General features: G+C 42.2%; 9 protein-coding genes and 2 pseudogenes. 8 read left to right on the forward strand and 3 right to left on the reverse strand.

Annotation, left to right across the window (positions count from 1 at the left end; translation table 11 throughout):
* Positions 1–558 (reverse strand): HNH endonuclease, encoded by a 558-nt coding sequence (locus ACMCM8_RS07020; protein WP_412726826.1) that lies wholly within the window; start codon positions 556–558, stop codon positions 1–3.
* A gap of 318 nt (positions 559–876) precedes the next feature.
* Between ACMCM8_RS07020 and pnp the strand changes: the two genes are divergently transcribed.
* The 8 genes and pseudogenes from pnp to ACMCM8_RS07060 all read left to right on the forward strand — a co-directional run bounded on the left by pnp (position 877) and on the right by ACMCM8_RS07060 (position 9,245).
* A complete protein-coding gene (pnp, locus tag ACMCM8_RS07025) occupies positions 877–2,988 on the forward strand; it encodes a polyribonucleotide nucleotidyltransferase (RefSeq protein ID WP_412727644.1) in 2,112 nt (703 codons plus the stop codon).
* 162 nt (positions 2,989–3,150) lie between these two features.
* Positions 3,151–3,444 (forward strand): DUF1244 domain-containing protein, encoded by a 294-nt coding sequence (locus ACMCM8_RS07030; RefSeq protein ID WP_412726828.1) that lies wholly within the window; start codon positions 3,151–3,153, stop codon positions 3,442–3,444.
* A gap of 268 nt (positions 3,445–3,712) precedes the next feature.
* Positions 3,713–4,192, forward strand: a complete 480-nt coding sequence (locus tag ACMCM8_RS07035; protein WP_412726830.1) for a hypothetical protein — start codon at positions 3,713–3,715, stop codon at positions 4,190–4,192.
* A 99-nt stretch (positions 4,193–4,291) separates the two neighbouring features.
* Entirely contained in the window at positions 4,292–5,551 is a 1,260-nt protein-coding gene (locus tag ACMCM8_RS07040) for a hypothetical protein (RefSeq protein ID WP_412726832.1), read from the forward strand.
* Positions 5,552–5,629: 78 nt separating this feature from the next.
* The gene (locus tag ACMCM8_RS07045; protein ID WP_412726834.1) at positions 5,630–6,928 is read left to right on the forward strand and encodes a hypothetical protein; all 1,299 of its coding nucleotides are present in this window, start codon (positions 5,630–5,632) and stop codon (positions 6,926–6,928) included.
* Positions 6,929–7,033: 105 nt separating this feature from the next.
* On the forward strand, positions 7,034–7,978 hold the full coding sequence (locus tag ACMCM8_RS07050) for a 5'-nucleotidase (protein WP_412726836.1): 945 nt from the start codon (positions 7,034–7,036) through the stop codon (positions 7,976–7,978).
* A 30-nt stretch (positions 7,979–8,008) separates the two neighbouring features.
* Positions 8,009–8,176 (forward strand): annotated as a pseudogene (locus ACMCM8_RS07055) (DUF1244 domain-containing protein); the annotation flags it as partial.
* Positions 8,177–8,444: 268 nt separating this feature from the next.
* Complete coding sequence (locus ACMCM8_RS07060) at positions 8,445–9,245, forward strand: PIN domain-containing protein (RefSeq protein ID WP_412726838.1); 801 nt, start codon at positions 8,445–8,447, stop codon at positions 9,243–9,245.
* Positions 9,246–9,625: 380 nt separating this feature from the next.
* Here ACMCM8_RS07060 and ACMCM8_RS07065 read toward each other — a convergent pair.
* Positions 9,626–9,763, reverse strand: a pseudogene (locus ACMCM8_RS07065) (IS110 family transposase); the annotation flags it as partial.
* A 297-nt stretch (positions 9,764–10,060) separates the two neighbouring features.
* On the reverse strand, positions 10,061–11,038 hold the full coding sequence (locus ACMCM8_RS07070; protein WP_412726840.1) for a transposase: 978 nt from the start codon (positions 11,036–11,038) through the stop codon (positions 10,061–10,063).
* Positions 11,039–11,115: the final 77 nt, after the last annotated feature.

An 11,115-nucleotide genomic window follows, 5' to 3' on the forward strand; every position in this document is an offset into this window, starting at 1 on the left:
TTATAGTGTACTGCAATGCCATTCGCGGTTGCTGGTGAAATGCCCCTGTAAAAAGGCCATTTGGTCAGCCAATATGCGCCGGTTCATTAAATAAAAGCGCTCGTACACATTCGGGCGAAATGGCACAGCCAGCAAAGGCATATTAGCTTCTTCCGGGGTTTTCGCGCCTTTGGCGTGATTACATCGCTGGCAGGCCGTGGCCACATTGGTCCAGGTGTCTTTGCCTCCGCGCGAGCGGGGAATAATGTGGTCACGTGTAAGTTGCTTTGGCGTAAACGTTTGACCACAGTACAGGCACAAGTAATTGTCGCGGCGGAATAAATAACGATTGGTCAGCGCTACTTTGCCCGATACATCGGCAATTTTGCCGTCGCAGGCAATAATGCTGGATAGCGTTAACTTACTTTGCAGGCCCTGATGATTCCACCCGCCTTTCAACGTAATGGCATCACTGCCTAGCTCAAATAACACTTTGTCCTGACTATACAGTTTGGCGGCTTGTTCGACATCTATCCATTCCTGTGGAAGACCGGCTTTATTTAAACGAAGTACCAGCATAATATTCCCCTTAGCACACACACGCGTATACTTTTCCATGTGAGAAAGCCGCGTTGTTTTCTATATTGTTATTGTGAGAACGTCGAAACCCTAGCATACGCGGTTTTATGTCAATATGATGAAAATATAGTCAATAATTGAAATTTCACAGATATTTCATATAGTCGTGGGTGTATAAGAAGTAACTGTTTTATGTCATGGTGTATGACAAATTCGACGTGGAGCTGCATTTGGTCATGGTATTAAACCGAGTTCATGGCTATACTATGCGCCGCGTTTAAAAGCGATAAAATGAAGATTGAAATTAAAGGACAAATAGTGACTCCTATTACTAAATCATTTCAGTATGGACAGCATACTGTAACTCTAGAAACGGGTGTGATCGCCCGTCAGGCAACCGCTGCGGTTCTTGCAAGCATGGACGACACGTCTGTACTGGTAACAGTAGTTGGTAAAAAAGAAGCCAAAGCAGATCAAGACTTCTTCCCACTTACTGTTAACTACCAAGAAAAAGCGTACGCTGCGGGTAAAATCCCAGGTGGTTTCTTCAAGCGTGAAGGTCGTCCATCTGAGGGTGAAACACTGATTGCGCGTCTTATTGACCGTCCAATCCGCCCACTTTTCCCAGAAGGCTTCAAAAACGAAGTACAAGTTGTTGTTACCGTAATGTCTGCTAACCCAGATATTCCTACCGACATCATCTCTATGATTGGTACTTCTGCAGCCCTTGCTATTTCTGGTATTCCTTTCAACGGCCCAATTGGTGCGGCACGTGTTGGTTATAGCAACGGTGAATACATTCTAAATACACGCGCAGAAGAGCAAGCTGAAAGCGAGCTAGATCTTGTTGTTGCGGGTACACAAGGCGCAGTACTTATGGTTGAATCAGAAGCGAACGTGCTTTCTGAAGACACCATGCTAGGTGCGGTTATGTTCGGTCACGAGCAAATGCAAACGGTAGTTAACGCGGTTAACGAATTTGCGGCGCAAGTGGGCACTGAGAAGTGGGACTGGACGCCAGAAGCTGAAAACACAGCGCTTAAAGACAAAGTAAAAGCATTGGCTGAAGCTGAAATGACAGCGGCTTATCAGATTTCTGACAAACTAGCGCGTAAAGACGCGGTAGTAGCAGCCACTGAAAAAGCACTTGCAGCCATTATTGCTGAAGACGAAGCGCAAGATCAGAAAGAAGTGCTAGACCTACTTCACGAACTAGAGTCTGACGTTGTACGTTCACGCATCCTTTCTGGTGCGCCGCGTATTGACGGTCGTGACCCTGCGATGATCCGTGCACTAGACGTAGCTACTGGCATTCTTCCACGTACGCACGGTTCTGCACTATTTACCCGTGGTGAAACACAGGCACTTGTAGCTGCTACCTTGGGTACAGAGCGTGACGCACAGATGATTGACGAGCTTCAAGGTAAGCGCGACAGCCGTTTCATGCTTCACTACAACTTCCCTCCATACTGTGTTGGTGAAACCGGTATGATTGGTTCGCCTAAGCGTCGTGAAATTGGTCACGGTCGTCTAGCCAAGCGTGGTATTCAAGCAGTAATGCCAAGTGAAGAAGAATTCCCGTACGTAGTACGTGTGGTTTCTGAAATCACAGAATCTAACGGTTCATCGTCAATGGCGTCGGTATGTGGTACGTCACTAGCACTTATGGATGCAGGTGTACCCATTAAAGCGTCGGTTGCAGGTATTGCAATGGGCCTAGTTAAGAGCGACGACAACTTTGTTGTACTTTCAGATATTCTGGGTGACGAAGATCACCTTGGTGATATGGACTTTAAAGTAGCGGGTACTACCCAAGGTATTACTGCACTTCAAATGGACATTAAGATTGAAGGTATTACCAAAGAAATCATGCAAATTGCGCTTAAACAAGCAAAAGAAGCACGTTTGCACATTCTTAACGTAATGGACGAAGCCATGGGTGGACACCGTGAAGAGCTAAGTGAATTTGCTCCTCGCATCTACACCATGAAGATTGACCAAGATAAGATCCGTGACGTTATTGGTAAAGGCGGCGCAATGATCCGTCAAATTACTGAAGAGTCTGACACCAACATTGAGATTGAAGACGACGGTACAATCAAGATCTTCGCGACTGAGCGTGCAAAAGCTGACATCGCAATTAACAAGATTGAGCAAGTTACCGCTGAAATTGAAGTGGGTAAGACTTACCACGGTAAGATTACCCGTATTGTCGACTTCGGTGCGTTTGTAGAAGTACTGCCTGGTAAAGAAGGCCTTGTTCACATTTCACAAATCGCGCACGAGCGCGTGAACAAAGTAACTGACTACCTGGAAGAAGGCCAAATGGTTGACGTGAAGGTGATGGAAATTGACCGTCAAAACCGCGTACGTCTAAGCATTAAAGAGCTTCTAGAAAAGCCTGCGCCTAAGTCTGACGACGCAGAGTAATAGCAATTAGGTTGTAAAACCCAATTCGCATTATTTAAGTAAAAAGGGAGCTTGGCTCCCTTTTTTCGTTATGGGTCTGAAAAGAGAAGGGCATGCGCCATATAAACGCATTGACCAATTCAGGCATAGCGACACAGTACTTAACAGAGGTAAGGAGAATTCATGGATAAGCAAACCCAAACAGAAGTAGAAGCAGCGGTATTTCGACGCCTAATAGAACATTTAGATGCCAATAAAGACGTGCAGAACATTGACCTGATGATTTTGGCTGATTTTTGCCGTAACTGCTTAGCAAAGTGGTATTCGGCGGCAGCAAGCGAGCAGGGCGTTGATATCGATTACGAAGCCGCGCGCGAAGTGGTGTACAAAATGCCCTACTCGGAGTGGAAGGATAAGCACCAACTACCTGCTACAGATGAGCAGCTAGAGAAGCTAGCAGCAAGACAGAAAAAGTAGTTTTGATGTGATTTGATTTAAGAGCCAGCGAAAGCTGGCTTTTTTGTTTAGGGTGATCGGGGGTGGGTGAAATACACCAAAAGTACCTGTACTCCGACTTGGTGTGTTTAATGGTCGAATGAAAAACAACCATTTGTTTATTGCTTTATTTCAATATTGTTTATACTTTAGTTTAAGAAAAGTTACAGGGACAAGTTTCCCATAGCGGTGTGAAAAAGCATGACAGTTTGGGGACGAGTAAGCTGTTAGGCAAATTTAAGGCGAGGATATGGATATTGACTTGGAAGACCTTAAAAATCTGATACTCCTATTAGAGGATCAACCAACCATATCGAGCGAAGTGGAACGGGATATGGGGAGATCATTTAGGGAAAAAATCTTCGAAAAAATGCTTAATAGTGGAGAAACATACGGAGAGGCTACAGGTGCTCCTGGTATGGTCTCATCAACCAAAAATGAAGATGAATTCAAGGACCAGCTTAATGAAATTGATAATAACCTGCTCGAACAAGTTCGAATTGTAAGTGAGGGTGTACATCACTATTTTAAAACAGGGGAAATTCCACCTCCTTATTACGCATGGAGAATTGCCGTAATACTCAGAAAAATTAAGGAGTATGAGCTAGAGGCAAGATTTTGTATGGGGTTCTCAAAGCACTTTGATAGAGGTGTTGGAGGGCGATATTCGAAAATAGCAGAGAGAATAGAAAAAGCCCTAAAGCTGAGTGAAAAATACAAGCATGCCTAACAAAGCCAAGCACAATCGCCCGCAAAAAGACGTGGGCAGGACGTCGCTGCCGCTCGGCCTGTGTTGGCGGCGTTAGCTCTTTTGTCAGGTTGATAAAGTATGGATGTATCATTAAAGCCCGCATTTCGTAGACTGTTTGATGCGAAGTCGCACTGGCACAAAGCGGTTAATAGCTACTTCGAACCTAATGACTTTCGAATAGCTATAAACTCCTGCATTCAAGAACTTAGAAACATCACGTTTTTACTGCAGGCGAATAAGCGAGAAATTCCAGGGTTTGACTCATGGTATGGACCATGGCAGGAAAAGATGCGCGGGAACCCCTCACTGCGATGGCTTGTAGAAGCACGTAATTACATTGTGAAGAGAGGGGATCTGGAGCTGCTTAGTAAGCTACGAATAGAAGTTATAGGCTCCTATATAGCCGGTGAAGTTAAGATATTCGAAGAAGATTACAACCCGAACCTAACAAACACGGAGATATACACCAAGACTGTTTCTCTTGGCCTTCCAGTAGAAGTTTTCGAAAACTCTTATGTAAAACTTCAGCGCCGATGGATAGACAAAAACTACCCTAGTCATGAGTTGGGGGAATTGCTTAGTGAATGCTGGTCAGCAGTAGCTGAGCTTTTATACGATGCACCAAATTCTGATGCATCAAAAGATCGTGGTTCTAGTACGCCTAAATTACCCCCATGCATGCATGAACAGCTAGAAATGCGGTCTATCTTGATGAAGGTATGTGGTAAAACGTTAGTGCCTGCTGTAATTGGCTCAGAAAGCGTTTCTTTGGATGAGACCGATCGCGCATCGATCGAAGAAAAATATGGTGACACGCCTTTGTTTCGCGAAAAGGGTGAGGCTGGCAGCATAGCTTCAAAGTCTTTTAAAGAACAGTGTGAGTTTTTCTTCGAGCAAGCCAAATGTGTTCTCCAAAAAGACGGCTACCATATTCATTTGGCGATGATTTTCGTTGGAAAGACACTTGCGAAAATGATCGAAATTAGAAACGAAGATAAAGCTGATAAATACATGACCATGCGAAATTTAGCATCAACAATAGAGCGAATAGGAGCCAATTCGTTCATCATGGTTTCTGAAGCTTGGAGTGCCGAATTTGATCCAATGAATCCATATCGAGGTGCCGCTGAAGCGCCATCGCGACAGGAAATTCTCATGCTTATTGGCGCGACGAATGAAGGTGATAACTACTGTTTTTCAGCCCCATTTTACCGAGATGGTGAAGTAATATCTTTTGGGGATCAGGTGATCATGGATGCAACAAAGATGAACGCTATTCAACCCATCCTTGCTATTTGGAGCAAGCAAAATCGAGCCCAGTCGAATGGCGAGAGCTAACAAGCAACTGCAGCGGATCAAATTTCGCTGCGCTCAATATGCCTGCTGAATTGGGCGTTAGTCACCAAGGAGGATTAAGTGGCATCACCGTTATCAGATCTTGACGAGCTAGTCCTCAAATGTAGAGACGAAAAAGCCAAGAATTACATAAAAGAAGCTGTAGCGTGTTATAAGTCGGGAGCATTTCGCTCTTCGATTGTATCGACTTGGATAGCAGCATCCTTTGATATTATCGATAAATTGAAGGAGTTATCGTTAGCCGGTGACAAGGAAGCCGAAATACAAGTCGAAGCTTTTGAAAAAGCAGTGAGGAATGGAGATATAACGAACTCTTTGAGATTCGAAAGAGATATATTAGCTATTTGCCGAGATAAATTGGAATTAATATCTCCTGTAGAATTTATAGATTTGAATCGACTACAAGAAGACAGAAATAGATGCGCTCACCCGTCAATGACTGCTGATGGAGAAATATTTAATCCATCAGCAGAATTAGCCAGAATGCATATAAGATCTGCAGTAGAACATTTACTTCAGAATCCTCCTGCCCAAGGGAAATATGCGCTTGACTCATTAACTTCAGAAGTTAACTCAGAATATTTTCCAACAGATATTGATAAAGCCATTGTAGCCTTTGACAACAGCCCATTGAAAAAAGCCAGGAAGAGCCTAATTAGAAACTTCACAATTGTGCTCATTAAAAAAATACTTAGCAAATCTAACGACTACAAAGAGATAACAAGAACAGCCACGGCACTCAATGCAATAAAAGTTATTCACGCAGAAGAATTTGATGAAACTCTGAGAGATAAGCTATCAAGTATAGTTAGGAATATAGAGGCAGATGATTTAAAAAATGTAATCCCACTAATTAGTAGAGTAAATGACATCTGGCCTTATTTTGACCAAGACGTTAAGCAAAAAATAGAAGCTTTTGTCGAAAGTCTACCGACTGAAAACTTTGATGACATTGACATTATCCTTTCAATTGATGATTTAGTTGGTTCAGCAGAAAAAAGGATCTCTAAAGCCACAAGGAAGGAGATCAGTGAAACACTGTTTTTTGATCTACCTACTCAAATCGGCAATAAGATAGTTGAACTATATGAACAATCTACGTCTTTTGATCAAGCTAATAGCTTTGCGCCTACTGTAGCAATACATGCTCGTGATTATACTCGTGAACAAGTAAAGAGCATTATTGAAGCATCCGGAAACAATGACCAAATAAAAAATAGCTTTGAAGTAGGCACTGTAATTAAAGCGTTGAGAGCAAATAAGTCAGTCACTGATGACGAGATAGATAGTTGGTTAGACGACGCAGACATTTCTAAGTATAAAAAGATTAAAAATGAAGAGGCTGACTTCTTGAATTAGTTTTTTGCGAGATTCGCTATTTAGCAAGACTAAACAAGACAGGTATCTTTATGTACAGTTTTATATATTTTGTGCCTGTCTTGCTCTCTATTTAGGAAAATTAATATGCCGTATGAATTACGAAATAGGTTAGTTGTTGGGGTTGCTTCAAGTGCAATGTTCGATTTAACAGAATCTGATAAGGTCTTTAGAACTAAGGGTGAAGAAGAATATCGAAAATACCAATCTGAAAATATCGATTTACCTTTAGATAAAGGCGTAGCGTTTTCTTTTATAAAACGATTGTTATCTCTGAATGATTTAAGTAAAGATCCTGAAACAGATCCATTAGTAGAAGTTGTCTTACTATCTAGAAACGACCCCGATACTGGCCTTCGTGTTATGAAGTCAATTAAGCACCACAGCTTACCTATTTCTCGAGCGATTTTTATGCAAGGTAAGTCACCATACGAGTATATTGAAGCTTTAAGTATCTCTTTATTTTTATCTGCTAACTCTCCCGACGTTAAAGAAGCGATCCAGCTAGGCTATCCAGCCGGTCATGTAATGAAATCAACAATGATTGATGAAGACGATGACGATTTAAGGATAGCTTTTGACTTTGATGGTGTTCTCGCTGATGACGAATCTGAGTCTGTAATGCATAATAATGATCTTACCCACTTCCATGATCACGAAACAAAAAATGTGCTACAGCCTCACAATCCTGGGCCGTTAAAAGAATTTTTAGTGAAAGTTTCAGCTATCCAAAAAATCGAAGAGAGTAAGAAAAAGTCGCAGCCAGATTACCGTAATAGGTTAAGAGTTTCTATAGTTACAGCAAGGAATGCACCGTCACACGAAAGAGCATTAAATACATTAAAAGAATGGGGTGTAATGACGAATGATGCATTCTTTTTGGGCGGTGTTGATAAAAGTTTGGTTTTAGGGGTACTTAAACCTCATATATTTTTCGATGATCAGACAGGCCATTTGACTTCAACAAGTACAGTAGCTCCTTCTGTGCATATACCTTTTGGCGTTAAAAATTTAGAGGCTATAGAAGAGTAATGACTAAACAAGACAGGCATCTATGTGTACTTAGCAAAGTGGTATTCAGCCGCAGCAAGCGAGCAGGGCGTTGATGTTGACTATGAAGCTGCACGGGAAGTGGTATATAAAATGCCCTACTCAGAGTGGAAGGAAAAGCACCAGCTACCCGCCACTGACGAGCAGCTAGAGAAGCTAGCAGCAAGACAGAAAAAGTAGTTTTGATGTTATTTGATTTAAGAGCCAGCAAAAGCTGGCTTTTTTTGTTTTAGGTGATTGAGGGTGGGTGAAATACACCAAATTCATCTGTATGGCGGTTTGGCGTTTATAATGCTTGATTAAATCTTGACCATTTTTATTGCATTCTTTCAATATTGTTTATACTTTAGTTTAAGAAAAATTACATGGACAAGTTTCCCAAAGTGGTATGGGAATAATCACCGTTTTGGGGACGAGTAAGCTGTTAAGTACTTAGGAGAATTCACCATTGGCCAATAGAGAAATGGACGCACTCTTATTCATTGATACGAATATATTTTTGGATTTTTACAGAGATAGAAAGTCAGATGTGAGTACAAAATTTTTGGAGCAAATAGAGCACTTCAAAGATCGATTGATACTCGGCTCCCAATTAGAAATGGAGTACAAGAAGAATCGTCAGGTTGTAATCCTTGAAACGCTGGGCAAATTTGGATCTCCGGATTGGAATAAGCTGTCTCCTCCAGCACTTATTTCCGAGCTTCAGGCCTCGAAAATGATTAAAAAACACCAAAAAGAAATTGGTACTCAACAAAAAAAGGTTACTGAGAAGATTCAGAAAATACTGAAAAACCCAGGAGCCAACGATGATGTATATAGAGTCCTACAACGAGTATTCAAGCATTCGTCAAACTTCAATTTAAACCGTGATTCTAAGCGTCGTTTTGCCATTCGCCGCCTAGCTAGAAAGCGATTTTTCTTGGGGTATCCTCCTAGAAAGAAAAATGACACGAGCTATGGTGACGCTATTAACTGGGAATGGATTGTTCAGTGCTCTATCGATAGCGGTAAGGATATCGTGATCGTTACTAGAGATTCAGACTATGGAGTGACTTATAAAGATGAGTCATATCTAAATGACTGGCTACAACAAGAATTCAAGCAGCGTGTGTCGCAGCAAAGGAAAATCAAACTAACAGCGAAGCTTTCTGAAGGTCTAAAAATAGTTCATGCGAATGTAACCGCGGAGATGGAAGCGGACGAAGCAAGAATTTTATCAGAGTTAGAGCACGATGAAGTCAGTACTTAACAAGCGCATGTTGCCGGACTGCTTTTCCGATGCGCTCCAAATCAGCCGCAAATGCGAGCGTTGGTATGACTCCCTTTGTCAACCCTGAACGAGCACTTCCCTGACACTCTTCCAGCCCATAATTAGTTGTCTTTATCACTCAAAATAAATGAGCTAACGCACCGGATGAGGCAGTAATGTCGTCGGTTATCATGCTGGTATTCGTGGATTATTCATTAACTATAATGAACAGCGCCTACCTTACTCACTCCGCCGTGGTCACCTTCTCATCAGTCTATGCTCGTGGTTCAATCACGGTTAAGTGACTGCCATCATAACGCCCTCGTAGGTTGTGCCACATTCCGCGGCCTGACCCGAATGCGTTAGCTCAAACTCGTTTATCATGCAGGTACTCGGCTCAATCTTAGTTTTGGATTAACCGGTGTAAGTACCACTTCTTTTGCGATAGCCCAAATGTATGCAGCCATTTCCCTAGCAATCGCGGTAATGATCAAGTTGTAGTGTTTACCCTTTTTACTCATGCGCTGATTGACTAAACAAGACAGGCATCTTTGTGTACAGATTTATATATATTTTGTGCCTGCCATGCTCTCTATTTTACTCTCAAAATAAGACCCACATATTCAGAATATTAAAGCGTCTTTACGAAGACTACATTCGTTGCCAATTGTGTAGGTAAACGTTTCTTTTCAGTTGATGGGAGGAAAAAAAGCAGAAGCGCGCGTGGGTGTAGTAGGAGGTTAGGTGTGTTTATTCCTTCACCAGCATTAAGTGACTATCAGTATTTTTGCGAAATTCGCTATTTAGCTACTATGTTATCCCAGTAATCGAACTGCACTTTGTCGGCCATGAACCCGTTGGAGCTGATGATTGTGCGCGTATTGCTCAAGGTGAATCACTTTGCCAGCAGCGTGCTTAAAACAGGTTTCAAACTGAGTGGTTAAAGTTAGCCATTGTTCGTTTTCAATATTGAGACGTTCTAAAATAGTAGGCAGGCTATGTTCAACCTTGCCTCGCTTGTTTGGATGAATATATCGGCTTGTTATATCTAAAAGCTGTAAGTAGTCTGGAAGAGTAAGAGGTAAACCGTGTGGCATCTCTTGCCTTGGATTACCCGCAAAAGGCATAAGTCTTTTGGGTGTGTTACCTACTTTAGCTGCGTTAATACGGTATTGAATGCTGGTATGGTTCGATGCTTCAGGTGTTTTGGCCATCTTTGCTCGTACTGGATTTAAATCAACATACGCCATGCAAGCGGCAAGGGCTGATTCATCTAATAGCGCTTGAGATTTAAACCGTCCTTCCCAAAAATGCCCAGTGCAGTCATCCTCTTTATTTGCGGCCCTAGCAATATATTCATTGAGAGCACGCATAAACCAGCTGATATCAAATAGCCTTTTACGCCATACTTCGGCCGTTAACTCCACCGTTTTAGTCTGGCTTTCAAGTAAATCTTTGCGTAAATCTGGTGATAAGTAGCGTTGAGAGAGTAAGGTGCCTTTATAAATCCTATGCCAACGCTGAATCACGTTTTCTGTACTCAATGCGTCAGATTTCTCTTTATTTACGTGTAACACCAGATGCGTATGATTACTCATAACGGCATAAGCACATACATCAATGGCAAACACCTCACTCAAAAGATGAATTCGGTCTTCTACCCATTGGCGACGGTGTTCAAAGCTTCTTCCGTTTTCCTCGCCACACAAAAACGCTCGACGAACACAGCGGGAAACACAGTGATAATAGGGCGTATCCGATAAACTGATTTGTGACCTTCGGGCTTTAGGCATTGGGGCTGTCTGACTCAGATTAATTCTTTGACCAGTTTGAATGGTTACTTAGATTAAAGAAAGTGTACAAAGGAACA

Source organism: Alteromonas sp. D210916BOD_24 (assembly GCF_047159385.1).
Classification (GTDB): Bacteria; Pseudomonadota; Gammaproteobacteria; order Enterobacterales; family Alteromonadaceae; genus Alteromonas.

Coding starts and splice junctions, on each gene's coding strand:
- ACMCM8_RS07030 (WP_412726828.1), top strand. CDS start 3,151: ATGGATAAGCAAACCCAAACAGAAGTAGAAGCAGCGGTATTTCGACGC.
- ACMCM8_RS07070 (WP_412726840.1), bottom strand. CDS start 11,038: ATGCCTAAAGCCCGAAGGTCACAAATCAGTTTATCGGATACGCCCTAT.
- ACMCM8_RS07040 (WP_412726832.1), top strand. CDS start 4,292: ATGGATGTATCATTAAAGCCCGCATTTCGTAGACTGTTTGATGCGAAG.
- ACMCM8_RS07050 (WP_412726836.1), top strand. CDS start 7,034: ATGCCGTATGAATTACGAAATAGGTTAGTTGTTGGGGTTGCTTCAAGT.
- ACMCM8_RS07035 (WP_412726830.1), top strand. CDS start 3,713: ATGGATATTGACTTGGAAGACCTTAAAAATCTGATACTCCTATTAGAG.
- ACMCM8_RS07020 (WP_412726826.1), bottom strand. CDS start 558: ATGCTGGTACTTCGTTTAAATAAAGCCGGTCTTCCACAGGAATGGATA.